The sequence below is a fragment of the Enterobacter sp. 302C9 genome, assembly GCF_034106085.1.
GTDB lineage: Bacteria > Pseudomonadota > Gammaproteobacteria > Enterobacterales > Enterobacteriaceae > Enterobacter > Enterobacter asburiae_B.
The window spans coordinates 925588-944549 of the sequence record NZ_JAWNBW010000001.1 but is presented as its reverse complement, the minus strand read 5'-3'; the positions used below and the strand labels follow the sequence as shown (position 1 = coordinate 944549).

Genomic DNA, 18962 nt, shown 5'->3' with positions numbered 1-18962 from the left:
ACTCCTTTAGCGCTGGAACGGGTAAACCGATCCCAGCTGCAGGATTGTCGATAACGCGTCCAGCGCCTCGCGTCCTTCACGCAGAAGCTGCGGGTCAACCAGATCCGCCTGCGTCAGACGATCGCGGTAGTAGCGATCGACCCAGTCATTCAGCCGCGTAAAGAGCGTATCGTTCATCATGACCGCCGGGTTCACCGCCTGCATTTCGTCCTGGGTCAGTACCACGCGCAGACGCAAACAGGCGGGACCACCGCCGTTGGCCATGCTTTCGCGCAGGTCAAACACGCGCAGTTCGTCAATCGGGTTATCGGCCTTAACCAGCTCCGTCAGGTAGTGCCACACGCCTTTATGATCCCGGGACTCCTGCGGCAGGACCAGCATCATGCTGCCATCGTCACGGCTCAGCAGCTGGCTATTGAACAGATAGGTTTCTACCGCGTCCTGCACGCTCACCGCCTCCGTGGGCACCTGGACTGGCGTGAAGCCGCGCACGCGCTCATGCAGCGTGGCGAGCAGCTTCTCCTGATGGGCAAACGCCTGCTCGTGGCAGAACAGCACCTGGCGGTTAGAAACGGCAATCACGTCGTTATGGAACACGCCCTGGTCAATCACATGCGGGTTTTGCTGGGCAAAAACCACCTGGGAAGGATTGACCTGGTTCAGGCGCGCAACCGCCTGGCTGGCCGCCAGCGTCTGACGAGCAGGATAACGAGTTGGCGCGGCGTGGCCCCCCTCTTCTCGCCCGTAGATAAACAGCTGCAGGCCCGGGTCGCCATAGTCGCCCCCCAGGCGGTTATGGTTGGCCGCGCCTTCGTCACCAAACATCGCCACCTGCGGCAGGGCCTGATGCACCTCAAAATGGGCGTCATGGTTGAAAATGGCGCGCAGCACGCGCTCGGTGGTTTCCGCTTCGGTGGCGCGGTGGAATTTATTGTTCAGGTTCGCCACCGTCAGATGAACTTTGCCATCAAGCGTGTCGGCTGACGGCGCGACGGTCGCCGCGTTTGCCACCCACATCGAGGAGGCGGAGCTTGCCGCGGAGAGCAGGTGCGGCGTCTGCGTACCCGCTTTTTCGACGACCTGCTCATCGGTACCGCTAAAGCCGAGCTGACGAAGGACTGCCACGTTCGGGCGTTCCTGCGGCGGGATCACCGCCTGCGGGAAACCGGCATCCGCCAGTGCTTTCATCTTCAGCAGCCCCTGCTTCGCCGCCAGCTTCGGGTTGGAGACCTGAAAACGGTGCTTCGTCGAGGCTTCATTACCAAAAGAGAGACCGGCATAGTGGTGCGTCAGCCCCACCAGCCCGTCAAAGTTAACCTCACGCGCTTTCATGGCGATCCCCTCCGGTAAAATCCAGCCCCGGATTAAGCGTCTCCGGCAGCGTCAGCGCCGGGGTTTCCAGGCTCGCCATCGGCCACGCGCAGTAATCGGCGGCATACCACGCGCTGGCGCGATGGTTGCCCGACGCGCCCACGCCGCCGAACGGCGCGGTGCTCGCGGCCCCGGTCAGCGGTTTATTCCAGTTCACAATCCCGGCGCGTGCTTCCAGCAGCAGCCGATCAAACTTCTCGCGATGCGGTGAAATCAGTCCGCTCGACAGGCCGTAGCGGGTGTTATTCGCCATCGCAATGGCCGCATCGAAATCGTCATAGCGCCAGACACAGAGCAGCGGGCCAAAGACCTCTTCATCCGGCACGTTGCTCGCGCCGCTCATCTCTACAATGCCCGGCGTCAGCAGCGAGCTACCCGGCTGAACCTGCTTCGGCTCCAGCAGGGTTTTCGCGCCGCGCGCGACGTGGTCCTGCCAGGCCTTCAGCACGTTCAGCGCGGCCTGTTCGGAAATCAGCCCGCCGATAAACGGCTGCGGGTCGGCATCCCACGCGGCAGGCACCAGACGCGCGCTCACTTCAACCAGACGCTTCAGGAAGGCATCCCCCTGCGCGCCGCGCTTGACCAGCAGACGGCGAGCACAGGTACAGCGCTGTCCGGCGGTAATAAAGGCGGACTGAATCGTCAGGTGCACCGCGGCGTCGATATCGTCAGGGTCTTCCACAATCAGCGGGTTGTTGCCGCCCATCTCCAGCGCCAGGATTTTCTCCGGCTGCCCTGCCAGCTGGCGGTGCAGCTGATAGCCCGTACCGGCGCTGCCGGTAAACAGCAGGCCGTCGATATCGCTCAGCGCGCTCAGCGCCTGACCGGTTTCCCGCCCGCCCTGCACCAGGTTCAGCACGCCCGGCGGCAGGCCGGCCTGTTCCCACAGCTTAACCACCGCCTCGCCGGTGAATGGCGTGAGCTCGCTCGGTTTGAAAATGACGGTATTGCCCGCCAGCAGCGCAGGCACAATATGGCCATTCGGCAGATGCCCCGGGAAGTTATACGGGCCAAACACCGCCAGCACGCCGTGGGGACGGTGGCGCAGCGTGGCCGCGCCGTCCGGCATGTCGGTGTGCTGTTCGCCGGTGCGGGTGTGGTACGCCTTCACCGAAATGGCGATTTTGTTGATCATCGCCGTCACTTCGGTTGTCGCTTCCCAGCGCGGCTTGCTGGTTTCTGACGCGATGATGCGCGTCAGTTCGGCCTTGTTTGCCTCCAGCAGCCCGGCAAACTTTTCCACAATCGCCTGACGCACGGCGAAAGGCTGTTTTGCCCACGCAGGAAACGCGCGGCGCGCGGCACGGCAGGCTTGTTCCACCTGCGCGGCGCTGGCGTCATGCCCCTTCCAGAGCACCTCTTTTCCAACCGGATTGGTCTTTACGCGCTCTTCGCCTTCGCCCGTGACCCAGTCACCGTTAATCCATAATGTCATGCTGTTTTCTCCTCAGGGCAGAGACGCACCAGGCGAACCGTATCGCCGGCGTTACATTTCAGGGCATCCAGTTCTGCAGCCGTCAGCACCAGACGTTCACATTTCGGGTTGGTACGCACCAGCATGGCGCGGAAGTTGGCGTAATTTTCGTTCGACACCAGACAGGCGGGCCAGTCACCCGGCGCGGGCTGACCTTCAGAGACCTCAACCAGACGGCTTTTACGGATCGCGCGCACGCGGTCGATATCGCACTCAAGCGTTGGGCCGCCGTCAAAGATGTCGACATAGTTCCGGTAGCGGAACCCTTCTTTTTCCAGCACCGCGCGGGCGGGCGCGGTCTGCGGATGGACTTCGCCAATCACCGCCTGCGCTTCCGGGCTGAGGAAATGGGTATAGATAGGATGCTTCGGCATCAGTTCGGCGATAAAGGCTTTCTGGCCGGTGCCGCAGAGATAGTCCGCCCGGCTGAACTCCATCGAGAAGAAGCGCTCGCCCAGGCTCTCCCAGAACGGCGAGTAGCCGGTGTCGTCGATCACGCCGCGCATTTCAGCGACCACTTTTTCGTTAAAGCGATCGCGGAAGGCGGCCATAAACATAAAGCGCGATTTGGAGAGCAGATAGCCGTTGCCCTCTTTGCGCCACGCCGGGTCGAGGAACAGCGTGCACAGCTCGCTGGCGCCCGTGTGGTCATTGCAGAGGAACAGCGTGGGCAGCGCGTTATAGACGTTCAGCTCTTTCGAGGCGTGAACCATGGTGCCGACGCGGTAGTTGTACCACGGGTCGTTAAGCCCGACGGCCACTTCAATGGCGCAGATCCCGGCCACGGTCCCCGTGTCGGTGTCTTCCAGCACGAACACATACCCCTGTTCGCTTTTTGGCAACGTCCCGTGCCAGGTTTGCAGGGCGCGCTCAATGCGCGCCGACAGCGTTTTTTCATCGGCAGGAAGCGAGGTCAGCCCGCCTCCCGTCTTACCGGCAAGCTGCATGAGCCCGGCGAGATCGCCGCGCTCAACGGGACGGATGACCATCATGATGACACCCCGGATTTCACTTTTTCACACGCCAGCGCAAAACGGTCCAGACCGGTTTGCACCTCTTCCTCGCTGACGATCAGCGCCGGCGCAAAACGCACCACGTTGGCACCGGCAATCAGCACCATCACGCCCACTTTTGCCGCTTCCTGTGAAATAAGTTTAGCTTTTCCGGCAAACTCGGCGGTGAGCTCGCAGCCGATTAACAGCCCCAGACCGCGAATTTCTTTAAACAGCCCCGTTTTGCCGTTGATGGCATTCAGACGTTCAACAAACCAGTCGTGACGCTGCTTAACGCCTTTCAGCACCTCAGGCGTGTTAATGATGTCCAGAACCTGCCCGGCAACGGCGGTTGCCAGCGGGTTGCCGCCGTAGGTGGTGCCATGGGTACCTACGGTCATTACGCTGGCGAATTTATCGGTGGTCAGCGTCGCGCCAATCGGGAAGCCGCCGCCCAGCGCTTTGGCGGTCGAAAGCACGTCCGGCGTCACGCCGTAGTGCATATAGGCATACAGCTCGCCGGTGCGGCCCACGCCGGTCTGCACTTCGTCGAAAATCAGAACCGCGTTGTGGCGATCGCACAGCTCGCGCAGCCCCTGCAGGAAGGCTTTTTGCGCCGGAAGCACGCCGCCCTCGCCCTGCATCGGCTCGACGATCACCGCGCAGGTGGTGTCGTTAATCAGCTCGCTGGCGGACTGCAGATCGTTATAAACACCGTGACGGATATCCGGCGGCAGCGGGGCGAAATCCTGCGAGTAGGAAGGCTGGCCGCCCGCGCTGACGGTAAAGAGCGTGCGCCCGTGGAAGGCATTTTTAAACGCCACGATGCCGCTCTTGTGGGTACCAAATTTATCGTGCGCATATTTGCGCGCCAGCTTCAGCGCCGCTTCGTTGGCTTCCGCCCCCGAGTTACAGAAAAAGACTTTTTCGGCAAACGTCGCGTCGATCAGTTTTTTGGCCAGGCGCAGCGCGGGCTCGTTAGTAAAGCCGTTGCCGGTATGCCAGAACTTCGCCGCCTGGTCATTCAGCGCCTGACGCAGCGCAGGGTGCGCATGACCCAGCGCGTTGACCGCAATCCCACCTGCAAAGTCGATATACTCTTTACCCTGCTGATCCCACAGGCGCGAGCCTTCCCCACGAACCGGAATAAAAGCCGCCGGAGCGTAAACCGGCATCATCCATTCATCGAAATTTTCACGCGTAATTGACAGAGACATAGCGACCTCATCCGGTAAATAAAAAGTTATTTGAATGTTAAATAATTGAGTGTTTGCACTGTGAATGTAGATTGCAGCCTTCGTGCCAGCCAGCGATAAAATTGCATAAACGGGCTGAGGTAACAGAATATCAATAAGTTACAATATGGAGTTATTCACTGTTATTGCATAAAAAGTGAATATTTTTACGACAAGCGGCGCTTTGCCGCATGAAAATCAGAAAGAGTATGCAAGGGCCAAATATAATTCTGGAATTGTGATCGCTCACGAAATTTATCGGTCATTTACGCCCTGTTTGAGGGCGATGCGCGTCAGAATGGTGCAAATATTGCACCACCGGCATTATCTGTCGCAGTTATTGGCCGAACCCGGTAACAGTTGACGCAAATTCTGCTACCATCCATGCACTATTCACCTTGCACTGGCAGCGACTATGAAATTTGTCTCTTTTAATATCAACGGCCTGCGCGCCCGCCCCCATCAGCTTGAAGCCATTGTTGAGCAACATCAGCCAGATGTGATCGGCCTGCAGGAGACCAAGGTTCACGACGACATGTTCCCCCTCGAAGAGGTGGCGAAGCTCGGCTACAACGTCTTCTATCATGGGCAGAAAGGCCATTACGGCGTTGCGCTGTTGACCAAAGAGACGCCAGTTTCAGTCCGCCGTGGGTTTCCCGGCGATGACGAAGAAGCACAGCGCCGCATCATCATGGCGGAGCTGCCTTCCCCGCTGGGGAACATCACCGTGATTAATGGTTACTTTCCCCAGGGCGAAAGCCGCGACCATCCGACCAAATTCCCGGCCAAAGCCAAGTTTTATCAGGATCTGCAGAACTACCTGACAACCGAACTCAATAAAGACAATCCGGTGCTGATCATGGGTGATGTGAATATCAGCCCGACCGATCTGGATATTGGCATCGGTGAAGACAGCCGCAAACGCTGGCTGCGTACCGGCAAATGCTCCTTCCTGCCGGAAGAGCGCGAGTGGATGCAGCGCCTGCTGGACTGGGGGCTGGTGGATACCTTCCGTACCGCCAACCCGGACACGCAGGATCGCTTCTCGTGGTTTGACTACCGCTCAAAAGGCTTTGACGACAACCGCGGCCTGCGTATCGACCTGCTGCTGGCCAGTTCGCCGCTGGCAGAGCGCTGCATCGAAACCGGGATCGACTACGAGATCCGCAGCATGGAAAAACCGTCTGACCACGCGCCGGTGTGGGCTAAATTCAAGCTGTAATGACGCGTGAACATTCGAAAAACACTTTTCCTTTGCGCCCTTCTGGGCGCATTTATTCTGACGTTTGTCATGCTTCCTCCAGGCACGCTCTCCCTGGAAGGAATTAAAACCCACCAGCAGGCACTCCTCTCCCATGTTAACCACGCGCCGCTGCGAAGCGCGCTGATCTTTTTTGCGCTCTATGTGGCGGTCTCCGCCCTGTCGATCCCCGGCGCGGCGATCCTCACCCTGCTGGGCGGGGCGTTATTTCCCCTGTGGGAAGGCACCGTGCTGGTCTCGTTTGCCTCCACGCTCGGGGCCACGCTTGCGATGCTCGCCAGCCGTTATCTGCTGCGCGACGGGATCCAGCGGCGGTTTGCTCAGCAGATGAAAACGGTGAACGCCGGTATGGCGCATGACGGCGCGGGCTATCTTTTTGCGCTGCGCCTGATGCCGCTGTTCCCGTTTTTCCTGGTGAATTTGCTGATGGGGCTGACCCGCATTGGCGTATATCGCTACTGGTGGGTCAGCCAGGTCGCCATGCTGCCCGCGACGGTGGTCTTTCTGAACGCCGGGCGCGAGCTGGGGAAAGTGGCGTCGCTGCGCGATATTGTGTCGCCGGGCATGCTAATCGCCTTTACACTACTGGGGTTATTGCCGCTGGCGACTCGCCGGCTGTTTTCCCGTTATCTCCCGTCTGTTAAAAAGTGAGGCATTATGCGCCGTGTGCGTTTTTGCGCGTTCCTGACCGGTCTGCTGCTGGCAGCCCCCCTCTGTGCCGCCGAAAGCTGGTACGATATTCAACAGCAGGCCAAAGGCCAGACCGTCTGGTTTAACGCCTGGGGCGGCGATCCGGCGGTCAACCGCTACCTTGAGTGGGTCAGCGGTGAGATGCAAACGCACTACGCCATTACCCTAAAAATTGTCCCGCTGGCGGACGCCGCCGATGCGGTAAAACGGATCCAGACGGAAGCCGCCGCAGGACGTAAGGCCAACGGCTCGGTTGACCTGCTGTGGGTCAACGGCGAAAACTTCCGCACGTTAAAAGAGGCGAACCTGCTGCAAACCGGATGGGCGCAGACGTTGCCAGACTGGCGCTATGTCGATACCCGCAAACCCGTCACGGAAGATTTTGCGATTCCAACCGACGGGGCGGAATCCCCGTGGGGCGGCGCGCAGCTGACCTTTATCGCCCGCAAAGCCAGCATGCCGACGCCGCCGGTGGATCCCCAGGCGCTGCTGGCGTACGCGCAGCAGCATCCGGGCAAGGTCAGCTATCCTCGCCCGCCCGATTTTACCGGCACGGCCTTTCTTGAGCAGCTGCTGCTGACGTTCACCGATCGCCCTGAGGCGTTACAAAAAGCGCCCGATGCAACGTTTGCTCAGGTTACGGCGCCGCTCTGGTCCTACCTCGATAAGCTGCACCCTCTGCTGTGGCGCGAAGGAAAAGATTTCCCTCCCTCACCTGCCCGAATGGATACCCTGCTTGCCAGCGGCAGTCTGAACCTGTCGCTGACCTTTAACCCCGCCCATGCGCAGCAGAAAGTGGCGAGCGGCGAACTGCCCGCCGACAGCTACAGCTTTGGTTTCGAGAGCGGGATGCTCGGCAACGTCCATTTTGTGGCTATCCCGGCCAATGCCAGCGCGAGCGCGGGTGCAAAGGTGGTCGCTAATTTCCTGCTGTCACCGCAGGCGCAAATCCGCAAGGCCGACCCGGCCATCTGGGGAGACCCGAGCGTCCTGGATGCGAAAGCGCTGCCCGAAGAGGAAGCGAAACAGCTGCTGGCCCATACGCCTCAGGGGCTGCCGCAGGTGCTTGCAGAGCCGCAGTCCGCCTGGGTGAACGCGCTGGAGCAGGAATGGCTGCGTCGTTACGGCACCCGCTGAGCGGGCTTGTCTGGCTGGCGATGGCGGTGATTTATCTGCCGATCCTGCCCGCCGGCGTGATGCTTTTCGCACCGGCGCTTTCTGCGACAAACTGGCAGCGGCTGCTGAACGATCCGCAGCTGCCGCAGGCGACCGTCGCCACGCTGGTCTCAACGCTCATCGCCACGCTGGGGGCGTTGCTGATTGCCCTTTTCTTCGTCTGCCTTTTGTGGCCCGGTCAACGCTGGCGACGCCTCACGACCCGCCTGCCCTGGCTGTTGGCTATCCCCCATGTGGCCTTTGCCACCAGCGCGTTGCTGCTGTTTGCCGAGGGCGGTCTGTTTTATCAGCTCTGTACCGTCTGTACGGCTCCGTTTGACCGCTACGGCGTCGGGCTGGGCCTGACGCTCGCGGTCAAAGAGAGCGCGTTCGTACTGTGGGCCATTTACGCCGTGCTGCCGGAAAAACGGCTCGCGCAGCAGAAGATCGTCCTGCAAACCTTTGGCTACGGGCGTTATCAGACGCTCAGCTGGCTGATCCTCCCGGCGATCGCGCCTGTCCTCGGCGCGGTGATGCTGGCGGTGCTGGCATGGTCGCTCTCGGTCGTGGACGTGGCGATCGTTCTCGGGCCCGGCAACCCGCCCACCCTGGCCGTGCTGGCCTTTCAGTGGCTAAGCCAGGGCGACGCGCAGCAGCAGGCAAAAGGAATGCTGCTGTGCCTGCTTCTCCTTGTACTGCTGGCCGCGCTGGCCGCCCTCGGGTACGGCCTCTGGAAAGCATGGCGTCGCACGATCCCGAATCTCGCGGGGAAGCGCCCCCGTTCTCCACTCGTCCTGCCTGAGCGGGCATTCAGCGGGTTACTGCCCGCGTGCGGCATCCTGTGCACCGCGGTACTGCTGATGCAGGCGCAAGGGGGCGACGTTGGCCCCGTGGAGACCAGCCTTTCCTTCGGCCTGCTGTCGAGCCTGATCGCCCTCATCGTCATTTTTCTCTGGCTGGAATGGGGACCGCAGCGCGGCGCAGCGTGGGTGTGGTCACCGCTCGCCCTTCCTGCGCTGCCGCTCGTCACCGGGCAATACTTTATTGCATTGCGTCTGGGACTCGACGGGCACTATGCCGCCGTGCTCTGGAGCCATCTGCTGTGGGTATTACCCTGGATGCTGCTGGTTCTGCAGCCCGCCTGGCGGCGAATCGATCCCCGGCTTATCCTTACCGCCAGAACGCTCGGCTGGCGACGGGCAAAAATATTCTTACTGCTGAAATGCCCCCTGCTGGTGCGCCCGGCGCTGCTGGCCTTTGCCATTGGTTTTTCCGTCAGCATGGCGCAATACATGCCGACGCTCTGGCTTGGCGCGGGGCGTTTCGCCACGCTGACCACTGAAACCGTCGCGCTCAGCAGCGGGGGCAGCATCCCTGTTCTCGCTAACCGGGCGCTGGGATTACTGCTGGTCACGGGCACGGTGTTCGGTCTTGCCGCCCTGTTATCCCGACTCGCGGGCCGCTACCGTCAAGGATTACGTTAATGCTGAAGGTAAAAGATCTCACCATCGAACCGCTTTTCCGCGAGGTCAATTTTTGCGTTCCTCGCGGGGAGATCGTTACCCTGATGGGGCCGTCCGGCAGCGGCAAATCGACCCTTTTTGCGTGGATGGTCGGCGCGCTGTCAGACGATTTCCAGGCGCGGGGCGAACTGTGGCTCGACGCGCGTCGCTGCGACGGCCTTCCCGTCGAATCCCGCGGGCTGGGCATTCTCTTTCAGGACGCGCTGCTGTTTGAACCGTTCAGCGTCGGGCAAAATTTGCTGCTGGCCTTGCCTGAGCGCATCGTAGGGAGAGCGCGTCGGGAAGCGGTCGAGCAGGCGCTGGATTCCGCCGGGCTGAGCGGTCATTACGCCAGCGATCCGGCCACCCTTTCCGGCGGGGAGCGTGCCCGGGTCAGCCTGCTGCGCGCCCTGCTCGCAGAGCCGCAGGCGCTGCTGCTGGACGAACCGTTCAGTCGTCTCGATAAAACGCTGCGCATAGCGTTTCGGGAATGGGTTTTTGACGCCGTCCGCGCGCGCAATATCCCGGTGGTGCTGATCACGCACGATGAGGACGATATTCCGCCCGGCGGCGAGCTGATTGAGATTTCTCGCTGGCAATAATGTGCTAACGCAATGTTTTCCGTTTCGGGAGAGACGACAATGCCCCCCTCTTTTACTGACGTCAGGTTATTCGATGAAACGTGTTTCTCAACTGACCGCGCTGGCCCTGCTCTGCGGCCTCGCGTCCTTTTCCTCTCTGGCGGCTGATATGCCCAACGCGATGACGCTCTCCCAGCTTCAGGCGCAGCACGGCACGCCTGTCGACACCCGCCCCAGCGCGTTCTATAACGGCTGGCCGCAAACCCTCAGCGGCCCCTCAGGACATGAACCCGCCGCACTCAACCTGGCTGCCGCCTGGCTGGGCGCAATGAGCGACGAGCAGATTGCGAGCTGGGCAAAACAGCATCAGCTTACGCCTGCAACCGCCATCGCCCTGTACGGCGACGAGAACGATAACCTGGCGGTGAAGTCCCGCCTGGAGAAAGCCGGATACCGCCAGGTCTCGCTGCTCAGCGACGCGCTGCAGACGCCCGACCGCCTTCAGCGCCTGCCCCACTTTGAACAGCTGGTTTACCCGCAGTGGATCCACCGCCTCCAGCAGGGTAAACCCGTGACCGCCGCGCCGGCGGGTGACTGGAAAGTGATTGAAGCCGCCTGGGGCGCACCGAAGTTTTACCTGCTGAACCACATTCCCGGCGCGGGCTACATCGACACCAACGAGGTGGAGAGCGAGCCGCTGTGGAATAAAGTCTCCGACGACAAGCTGAAAGCGATGCTGGCGAAGCACGGTATCCGTCACGACACCACCGTTATTTTGTATGGCCGTGACGTTTACGCCGCCGCGCGCGTGGCGCAGATAATGCTGTATGCAGGCGTGAAGGATGTGCGCATTCTCGACGGCGGCTGGAAGGCGTGGTCGGATGCAGGCCTCCCGGTTGAACGCGGCACGCCCGGCAAAGTGACGCCAGCACCCGATTTCGGCGCGCCGATCCCCGGCCAGCCGCAGCTGATGGTTGATATGGAACAGGCGCGGGGGATGCTGCACCGTCAGGATGCCTCCCTGGTCAGCATTCGTTCGTGGCCGGAGTTCATCGGCGAAACCAGCGGCTACAGCTACATCAAGCCAAAAGGTGAAATAGCCGGTGCCCGCTGGGGTCATGCGGGCAGCGACGCGACCCATATGGAAGATTTCCATAACCCGGATGGCACCATGCGCAGCGCGGACGATATCGCCGCCCAGTGGAAGCGCTGGAATATTCTGCCGGAGCAGCACGTCGCGTTTTACTGCGGCACCGGGTGGCGGGCGTCAGAAACCTTTATGTACGCCCGGGCGATGGGCTGGAAGAATGTCGCCGTCTATGACGGCGGCTGGTACGAATGGAGCAGTCACCCGCAGAACCCGGTCACCACCGGAGAGCGCGGGCCCGAGAGTACTCTCTAACGGGTGAGTGACTTCAGCGTTACATAACCGCTCCAGACGCGCGTTGTGGTGGTCAGCCAGCACAGCGCGCCGAATACCCACGCGAACAGCGCAAAGTGCGCCGGGAAGAGGCAGCACAGCACGAACAGCGCGATGGTCTCCGTCCCTTCCGTTAACCCACCGATGTAATAAAACGACTTGTGCGCATAGCCGGGGTTGTCGATGTCGTGCTTTGCGGCCAGCGCCGCAAACGCCAGAAAGCTGCTGCCGGTACCGATAAACGCAAACAGCAGCCAGGCGGCCGCGAGCGCATTCTCTGCCGGAGCCGCAAGTGCAAAGCCAAACGGCACCAGGGCGTAGAACAGAAAATCGAGCGCGATGTCGAGAAATCCCCCCGCATCGGTCAGCCCTCTCCGGCGCGCCAGCGCGCCGTCCAGACCATCCAGCAGGCGGTTAAGCACGATGGCGGCCAGCGCCGCCGGATACCAGCCGAGGGCCAGAAACGGCAGCGCCAGCACGCCGAAGACAAACCCGGTCAGGGTCAATCCGTCGGGCGTGATGCCCGGCTTATCCAGCACGGAAACCAGACGATTCAGAACGGGCTTTACCCGCGGATGAAGATGACGGTCAAGCATGAGGAGTCTCGTTAAACGTGGCGCACAGCCCCTGCGCCGGAATATCCAGCGCGGCATTAAAGCGGGCGGAGAGATTCTGAAACGCAATCAGCGCCGTCATCTCGGTGATGGCATCATCCGTGAAGTGGCGCTTCAGCGCCGTTCTGACTGCCTCATCCGCCCGGGGCGGCGTGGCGGTCATCGCCTCGGCGTAGGCCAGCGCCGCGCGCTCTTGCTCGGTAAACAAGGCGGAATCCTGCCAGTCGCTCACGGCCTGAACCTTATCCAGCGCGCCGCAGCGCTCGGCCAGACGCAGGCTGTTGGCATCAATACAGAAAGCGCAGTGACAGAGCTGGGATACCCGCGTCATGAGCAGCGAACGCAGCGCGGGCGTCAGGCGCGCGTGACGGCGCTCCAGAAAGCCGACAAACAGCGCCACCAGCCAGAACAGACGCGGCATGCGCCCCCACCAGCGGGTGGGATTCAGCACCGCGCCAAAATGTTTTTTCTGCATGGCGGCTATCGGTTTTAGGCTGGCGGGAAGGGATTCGAGGGGGGCAACCCAGGCGGTGGACTCTTTCACCTGATTCTCCTGTTTACTGGACTCTGAGAAAGGGCACGATAATATGTCTTTTTTCGCTATCAATTATTGACGACCATGCTGAAAACACTCGATGTCGTTGCCGCCATCATCGAAAAAGACGGCAACATTTTACTGGCGCAGCGCCCTGCCCACGCCGACCAGCCGGGAATGTGGGAATTTGCAGGCGGTAAAGTCGAGGCCGGAGAAACCCAGCCAGAAGCGCTTATCCGCGAGCTGCGTGAAGAGTTGGGCATTGACGCCCTGCCGGGGCAATACGTGGCAAGCCACCAGCGGGAAGTCTCCCAGCGGTTAATTAACCTGCATGCCTGGCACGTTCCTGCTTTTCGCGGCGAGCTCACGGCGCACTACCACAGCGCGCTCGCATGGTGTACGCCGGAAGAGGCGTTTGGCTACGACTTAGCCCCGGCGGATATTCCGCTGCTGGAAGCCTTTATTGTTTTACGCGACGCCAGACCAGCGGGTTCGTGCTGATGGCGCGCTCGTCGCGCTGGCACTGCAGCAGAATGCCGTCCGCTTTCACAACGGCCCCTTCCGAGTAGTTCTGATTCTGATAGATACAGCACTGATTACAGGGCTGCACCGTTTGATTCTGGCCGCTGGAGCTAAACACTTCCGGCGGCACATTCACTTCCACGTCCGGGAGAATGGGGTTGGCCTGCACGCCTGCGGTAAAGATCAGACATAACGCGGTGAGTAGATAACGTTTCATAGACACATCTTCCAGTAGTTCCTTGATAATGACTATAACGGTAAACCAGAGCCGAACCTTTAATTTATCTCTTCATCGCTTTTAGTTATGACGCCCGCCCTCTCATTAATTTCCCTTTCGTCATAAATTTCTGCTTGCCTCACAAAGCGGTACGGGTGGTATAGTCAAAAAAACAACACAAATCGCATAAGTAATACACATAAAATACGATAAGAGGTTCTTATATCTATGGATCAGACACGCTCTCTGGAAAGTTTCCTTGCCCATGTTCAGCAGCGCGACCCGCACCAAAGCGAGTTCGCGCAGGCCGTGCGTGAAGTTATGACCACCCTGTGGCCCTTCCTTGAACAAAACCCGCGTTATCGCCAGATGTCTCTGCTTGAACGCCTGGTCGAGCCAGAGCGCGTGATCCAGTTCCGCGTGACGTGGGTTGACGATCGCAACCAGGTACAGGTTAACCGGGCGTGGCGCGTTCAGTTTAACTCGGCGATTGGCCCGTTTAAGGGCGGCATGCGTTTTCATCCGTCCGTGAACCTGTCGATTCTGAAATTCCTCGGCTTCGAGCAGACCTTTAAAAACGCCCTCACCACGCTACCGATGGGCGGCGGGAAAGGCGGCAGCGATTTCGACCCGAAAGGCAAAAGCGAAGGCGAAGTCATGCGCTTCTGCCAGGCGCTGATGACCGAACTCTACCGTCACCTCGGCCCGGATACCGACGTTCCTGCCGGTGATATCGGCGTGGGCGGACGTGAAGTGGGCTTTATGGCCGGGATGATGAAAAAGCTCTCCAACAACAGCGCCTGCGTCTTTACCGGCAAGGGTCTGTCGTTTGGCGGCAGCCTGATCCGCCCGGAAGCGACCGGGTACGGCCTGGTTTACTTCACCGAGGCGATGCTCAAGCGTCACGGTTTAGGCTTTGAAGGCATGCGCGTCGCGGTGTCCGGCTCCGGTAACGTGGCGCAGTATGCGATTGAGAAAGCGATGCAGTTTGGCGCTCGCGTGGTGACCGCCTCTGACTCCAGCGGCACGGTGGTGGATGAAGCGGGCTTCACGGCAGAGAAGCTGGCGCGCCTGTGTGAAATCAAAGCCAGCCGCGACGGTCGCGTGGCGGATTATGCCCGGGAGCTTGGCCTGACCTACCTGGAAGGGAAACAGCCGTGGGGCGTGCCGGTGGATATCGCCCTGCCGTGCGCAACGCAGAACGAGCTGGATGCAGACGCCGCGCGTACCCTGATTAGCAACGGCGTAAAAGCGGTGGCCGAAGGGGCGAATATGCCGACCACCATCGACGCGACGGACCTGTTCCTGGAAGCGGGCGTGCTGTTTGCGCCGGGCAAGGCCGCTAACGCGGGCGGCGTGGCGACCTCCGGCCTCGAGATGGCGCAAAACGCCGCGCGTCTCGGCTGGAAGGCGGAGAAAGTGGATGCGCGCCTGCACCACATCATGCTGGATATTCACCATGCCTGCGTGGAGTACGGCGGCGAGGCGTCGCAAACCAACTACGTGCGCGGGGCGAATATCGCCGGGTTCGTGAAGGTGGCGGATGCGATGATTGGGCAGGGTGTGATTTAAGGTTTATCGCGTGCGGCCGGGTGCCCTCACCCCGGCCCTCTCCCGCAGGGAGAGGGAGAAAACCGGGCGTATCAGGCCGCGCTCTTTTTCTTTTTAAACGGTTTCTTCGCGCCGCCACCGGGCGCAACCATCCCTCTGAACATTTTCACCGGCGTGCTGCGCGCCTGATCGATCAGCTGATAAAGCGTCCCGACCAGCGGCTGCATAAAGTCCTGATAGCGGCACTGCTTCTCGCTGATCTGCGTCAGCACCGATTCCCAGTGCGCGGTCATGTCCGGCCTCGCGGCCAGCTCCGGCAGAGAATGAATCAGCGCCCGGCCCGGTTCCGTTGAGTGGATGTAGCGTCCCTTTTTCTCCAGGAAGCCGCGCTTAAAGAGCAGCTCGATGATCCCCGATCGCGTCGCTTCCGTCCCCAGACCGTCGGTGGCGCGCAGGATCTTCTTCAGATCTTTATCCTGCACAAACCGGGCGATCCCGGTCATCGCCGACAGCAGCGTCGCATCGGTGAAATGGCGCGGGGGCTGGGTCTGACGTTCAACCACTTCGCCCTTCTCGCACAGCAGTTCGTCATCTTTGGCGACCACCGGCAGCGGCGTGCCGTCGTTTTCTTCGTCGCGCTCTTTATTCCCCAGCAGCGTGCGCCAGCCTGCTTCCGCGAGGAAACGCGCTTTGGCGATAAACTTGCCTTTGGCAATCTCAAGCTCAATCACGCACTTACGGAATACCGCGTCCGGGCAGAACTGCATCAGGTACTGACGGGCGATCAGGTTATAGACCTTCGCTTCGTTCTCGGTCAGGTTGACGTTGCTGGCGCGCGCCGTCGGGATAATCGCGTGGTGGGCATCGACTTTTTTGTCGTCCCAGCAGCGGTTATGGGTGTCCGGGTTTACCGCCGGCTGCGGGAGCAGATCCGGCGCGTGGACGCTGATGGCGTTCATCACCGAATGTCGTCCGGCAAAGTGCTCTTCCGGCAGATAGCGACTGTCCGAACGCGGATAGGTGATGAGCTTATGGGTTTCGTAGAGCTTCTGGCAGATGTCCAGCACGTTCTGCGCGCTCAAGCCAAACTTTTTGGCCGCCTCAATCTGAAGTGCAGAAAGCGAGAACGGCAGCGGCGCGGGTTCTGATTCCCGTTTATCGTTATAGCTGGTGACGATAGCCGGCTGCCCGGTAATGCGGTTAACCACGTGATCCGCCAGAGGACGATGGAGCAGACGCCCCTCTTCATCCTGATACGATTCACAGGCATCGCTCGGCTGCCAGACGGCGGTAAAGCGTTCGTCCTTAGGCGTGACGATATGCGCTTTCACCTCAAAGAAATCTTTGGCGACGAAGTTCTCAATCTCTTCGTCACGACGCACGACCAGCCCCAGCACCGGCGTCTGCACGCGCCCCACGGAAAGCACGCCCTGATAGCCCGCGTTGCGCCCAAGAATGGTGTAGGCGCGGGTCATGTTGATGCCGTACAGCCAGTCGGCACGCGCACGCGCCAGCGCGGAAACGCACAGCGGAATAAACTCGCTGTTGGCGCGCAGGCGCGAAATCGCCCGCTCGACGGCCTGCGGGTTGAGGTCGTTAATCAGGCAGCGCTGCACCTGCTGGCGCTTTTCCGGCGCCAGCTCAAGATAGTCCAGCACCTCATCCACCAGCAGCTGTCCTTCCCTGTCCGGGTCACCCGCGTGCACAATTTCAGCGGCGTCATGCAGGAAGCGCTTAATCACGTTGAGCTGTTTGGTGACGGAGGGACGGGGCTGCAGGCGCCATTTTTCCGGCACGATGGGCAGATCGTTCAGGTTCCAGCGGGCGTAGCGGCTGTCGTAAACGTCCGGCTGCGCCTGCTCAAGCAGGTGACCAATACACCAGGTGACCACCTGCCCGTTACCGCATTCGATAAAGCCGTCGCCCTTGCGATGCGGCTTAGGCAGCACGTCGGCGATGGCACGGGCCAGGCTCGGCTTTTCGGCAATAAACAACCGCATCGAATTAACGGATCTCAATCATCGGACGACCGCCGCGCGCGGTCACCAGCTCGCCGATCGCCGTCAGGGTGATGCCGAACTCGGCGGCAGTGGCCTGAACCTCGGCTTCGGATTCCGGTGTGACCGCCAGCAGCAGGCCGCCGGAGGTTTGCGGATCGCACAGCAGGTTGCGCCACTCCTCAGGCATTTCGCCCATCAGGTGACCGTAGCTGGCGAAGTTGCGCTGGGTACCGCCCGGGACCGCGCCCTGAGCAATATACTCCTCCACGCCCGGCAGCTTCGGCACGTCCTGATACCAGACCTGCGCCTGCACGCCCGCGCCCTGACACACTTCAGAGAGATGTCCCAGCAGACCAAAACCGGTGACGTCGGTCATCGCCTTCACGCCGTCGATATTGGCAAACGCCGCACCGGCGAGGTTCATCTGGCACATGACTTCCGTTGCCAGGCCTTTGTGCTCCGGTTTCAGCAGGGATTTTTTCTCGGCGGTGGTCAGCACGCCAATGCCCAGCGGCTTGGTGAGGAACAGTTTGCAGCCCGCCTGCGCGGTGCTGTTGCGCTTCACGCGTTCGGTCGGCACTACGCCGGTAACGGCCAGGCCAAAGATAGGCTCCGGCGCATCAATAGAGTGACCGCCGGCCAGGGCAATCCCTGCCTGCTGGCAGGCAAAACGTCCGCCATCAATCACCTCACGGGCCACTTCCGGCGGGATGGTGTTGATCGGCCAGCCCAGAATGGCAATCGCCATGATCGGCTTACCGCCCATCGCGAAGATATCGCTGATGGCGTTGGTGGCCGCAATGCGCCCGAAGTCGAACGGGTTATCGACAATCGGCATAAAGAAGTCGGTAGTACTGATAATGCTGGTGCCGTTACCTAAGTCATAAACTGCAGCATCGTCACGCGTTTCATTGCCGACAAGCAGGTTCGGGTCGACAAACTTCGCCTGTTCACTGTGCAGGATGGTCTCCAGCACTTTCGGGGAAATTTTACAACCGCAACCGGCTCCGTGGCTGTACTGCGTTAAACGAATGGTTTGCTCGCTCATGGACGTCTCCTGTCATCTCAATCGCGCTATGGTAGCGCTCATTCCATAAAGAGGTAAGTATGACTGTCTGAATTCTGCGGCAGATGCTCAGAATCCAGACAGTTTAGGTGCGTTATCAGAAATGGCTGACGAAAGGCGTGGTGTCCGGAATGCTGATGGTGCTGGAGGCTTTAAGCTGCGGGGTGCCGAGATAGAGGAAGCCGACAATTTTGTCATGCTCACCGCAGCCAAAACCGTCACGGACCGCCGGGCTTTCGGTCAGCGCACCGGTACGCCAGATACCGTTAAAGCCCTGCGCGACGGCGGCCATTTGCATCGCCATCACCGCACAGCCTGCGGACATTTCCTGCTCCCAGACCGGCACCTTATGGCCGGCCTGGCATTTCGCCACGACGGCGATAATCAACGGGGCCCGGAACGGGGCATTGCGCGCCTTGTCGATCCCTTTCTCATCCTGACCGGCGGCAACCGCGCCCTGCTCCAGCAGCTGACTGAAACGATCGCGGCCTTCGCCTTCAATCACAAAGAAGTGCCACGGCTGCAGCGTGCCGTGATCGGGGGCACGCATGCCGGCACGCAGAATGTTCTCCAGCTGCTCGCCTGCCGGGGCAGGTTCGGCCAGACGGGAAGCGCTACGGCGGTTAACAAGCAGTTCGAGTGCGTCCATTGGTTAACTCCTTTCTTGAAATTTACTCACAAAATTAACACGACGGCAGATTTTGTTACAGCCTGGCAGGCGATTCCTGCTGACAAGTGGCGGTTGGGTCATTACGATAACCCAACATTACCGTCCA

The 18962-nt window shown here is 60.6% G+C and carries 18 protein-coding genes; 8 read left to right on the top strand and 10 right to left on the bottom strand.

Annotated elements, in window-relative coordinates; translation table 11 throughout:
• Positions 1-6 precede the first annotated feature (6 nt).
• Genes astB through UR289_RS04580 form a run of 4 tightly spaced genes read right to left on the bottom strand, consistent with a single transcriptional unit; the run spans position 7 to position 5054 of the window.
• A complete protein-coding gene (astB, locus tag UR289_RS04595; protein ID WP_167819300.1) occupies positions 7-1332 on the bottom strand; it encodes an N-succinylarginine dihydrolase in 1326 nt (441 codons plus the stop codon).
• Positions 1319-2806 carry a succinylglutamate-semialdehyde dehydrogenase gene (gene astD, locus UR289_RS04590; RefSeq protein WP_320709223.1) on the bottom strand — a complete coding sequence of 496 codons (1488 nt, stop codon included), beginning with the start codon at positions 2804-2806 and terminating at the stop codon, positions 1319-1321. Before astD ends, astB begins: the two co-directional genes overlap by 14 nt.
• Positions 2803-3837 (bottom strand): arginine N-succinyltransferase, encoded by a 1035-nt coding sequence (astA, locus tag UR289_RS04585; protein ID WP_320709222.1) that lies wholly within the window; start codon positions 3835-3837, stop codon positions 2803-2805. Before astA ends, astD begins: the two co-directional genes overlap by 4 nt.
• A complete protein-coding gene (locus UR289_RS04580) occupies positions 3834-5054 on the bottom strand; it encodes an aspartate aminotransferase family protein (RefSeq protein ID WP_039262052.1) in 1221 nt (406 codons plus the stop codon). Before UR289_RS04580 ends, astA begins: the two co-directional genes overlap by 4 nt.
• Before the next feature lie 433 nt (positions 5055-5487).
• Here UR289_RS04580 and xthA point away from each other — a divergent pair, with 433 nt between their 5' ends.
• The 6 genes from xthA (at position 5488) to UR289_RS04550 (ending at position 11663) form a co-directional block, all read left to right on the top strand.
• Positions 5488-6294 (top strand): exodeoxyribonuclease III, encoded by an 807-nt coding sequence (gene xthA / locus UR289_RS04575; protein ID WP_023311273.1) that lies wholly within the window; start codon positions 5488-5490, stop codon positions 6292-6294.
• Positions 6295-6300: 6 nt separating this feature from the next.
• Positions 6301-6984: a TVP38/TMEM64 family protein gene (locus UR289_RS04570; RefSeq protein WP_320709221.1), complete on the top strand. Its 684-nt coding sequence runs from the start codon at positions 6301-6303 to the stop codon at positions 6982-6984.
• Positions 6985-6999: 15 nt separating this feature from the next.
• Complete coding sequence (locus UR289_RS04565) at positions 7000-8160, top strand: ABC transporter substrate-binding protein (protein ID WP_414146679.1); 1161 nt, start codon at positions 7000-7002, stop codon at positions 8158-8160.
• Positions 8133-9662: a thiamine ABC transporter permease gene (locus UR289_RS04560; protein WP_320709219.1), complete on the top strand. Its 1530-nt coding sequence runs from the start codon at positions 8133-8135 to the stop codon at positions 9660-9662. The genes UR289_RS04565 and UR289_RS04560 overlap by 28 nt, the downstream gene beginning before the upstream one ends.
• Complete coding sequence (locus tag UR289_RS04555; protein WP_320709217.1) at positions 9662-10282, top strand: ATP-binding cassette domain-containing protein; 621 nt, start codon at positions 9662-9664, stop codon at positions 10280-10282. Before UR289_RS04560 ends, UR289_RS04555 begins: the two co-directional genes overlap by 1 nt.
• 73 nt (positions 10283-10355) lie before the next feature.
• Positions 10356-11663: a sulfurtransferase gene (locus UR289_RS04550; protein WP_087822396.1), complete on the top strand. Its 1308-nt coding sequence runs from the start codon at positions 10356-10358 to the stop codon at positions 11661-11663.
• Here the strand turns inward: UR289_RS04550 and UR289_RS04545 are convergent.
• Both UR289_RS04545 and UR289_RS04540 read right to left on the bottom strand, forming a co-directional pair.
• Positions 11660-12277: a CDP-alcohol phosphatidyltransferase family protein gene (locus UR289_RS04545; protein WP_182931831.1), complete on the bottom strand. Its 618-nt coding sequence runs from the start codon at positions 12275-12277 to the stop codon at positions 11660-11662. The two genes, UR289_RS04550 and UR289_RS04545, sit on opposite strands and share 4 nt — an antisense overlap.
• Positions 12270-12839: a carboxymuconolactone decarboxylase family protein gene (locus UR289_RS04540; protein ID WP_045889122.1), complete on the bottom strand. Its 570-nt coding sequence runs from the start codon at positions 12837-12839 to the stop codon at positions 12270-12272. The genes UR289_RS04545 and UR289_RS04540 overlap by 8 nt, the downstream gene beginning before the upstream one ends.
• Positions 12840-12914: 75 nt before the next feature.
• On the opposite strand from UR289_RS04540, the gene UR289_RS04535 reads away from it, so the two are divergent.
• Positions 12915-13331, top strand: coding sequence for a pyrimidine (deoxy)nucleoside triphosphate diphosphatase (locus UR289_RS04535; RefSeq protein ID WP_269837052.1), 417 nt, complete (start codon positions 12915-12917; stop codon positions 13329-13331).
• On the opposite strand, the gene UR289_RS04530 is transcribed toward UR289_RS04535, so the two are convergent.
• Positions 13291-13569 (bottom strand): DUF1496 domain-containing protein, encoded by a 279-nt coding sequence (locus UR289_RS04530; RefSeq protein ID WP_029742006.1) that lies wholly within the window; start codon positions 13567-13569, stop codon positions 13291-13293. The genes UR289_RS04535 and UR289_RS04530 overlap by 41 nt on opposite strands.
• A gap of 228 nt (positions 13570-13797) precedes the next feature.
• Between UR289_RS04530 and gdhA the strand changes: the two genes are divergently transcribed.
• Entirely contained in the window at positions 13798-15141 is a 1344-nt protein-coding gene (gene gdhA / locus UR289_RS04525; protein ID WP_048979437.1) for an NADP-specific glutamate dehydrogenase, read from the top strand.
• Between the two features lie 71 nt (positions 15142-15212).
• Here gdhA and UR289_RS04520 read toward each other — a convergent pair whose 3' ends face one another.
• From UR289_RS04520 to UR289_RS04510, 3 genes are all read right to left on the bottom strand, one after another.
• Positions 15213-17120 carry a DNA topoisomerase III gene (locus UR289_RS04520; protein WP_320709214.1) on the bottom strand — a complete coding sequence of 636 codons (1908 nt, stop codon included), beginning with the start codon at positions 17118-17120 and terminating at the stop codon, positions 15213-15215.
• Between the two features lie 4 nt (positions 17121-17124).
• Positions 17125-18168, bottom strand: coding sequence for a selenide, water dikinase SelD (gene selD, locus UR289_RS04515; RefSeq protein WP_008500702.1), 1044 nt, complete (start codon positions 18166-18168; stop codon positions 17125-17127).
• Between the two features lie 115 nt (positions 18169-18283).
• Positions 18284-18835 (bottom strand): NAD(P)H nitroreductase, encoded by a 552-nt coding sequence (locus UR289_RS04510; protein WP_167819289.1) that lies wholly within the window; start codon positions 18833-18835, stop codon positions 18284-18286.
• Between the last annotated feature and the right edge of the window lie 127 nt (positions 18836-18962).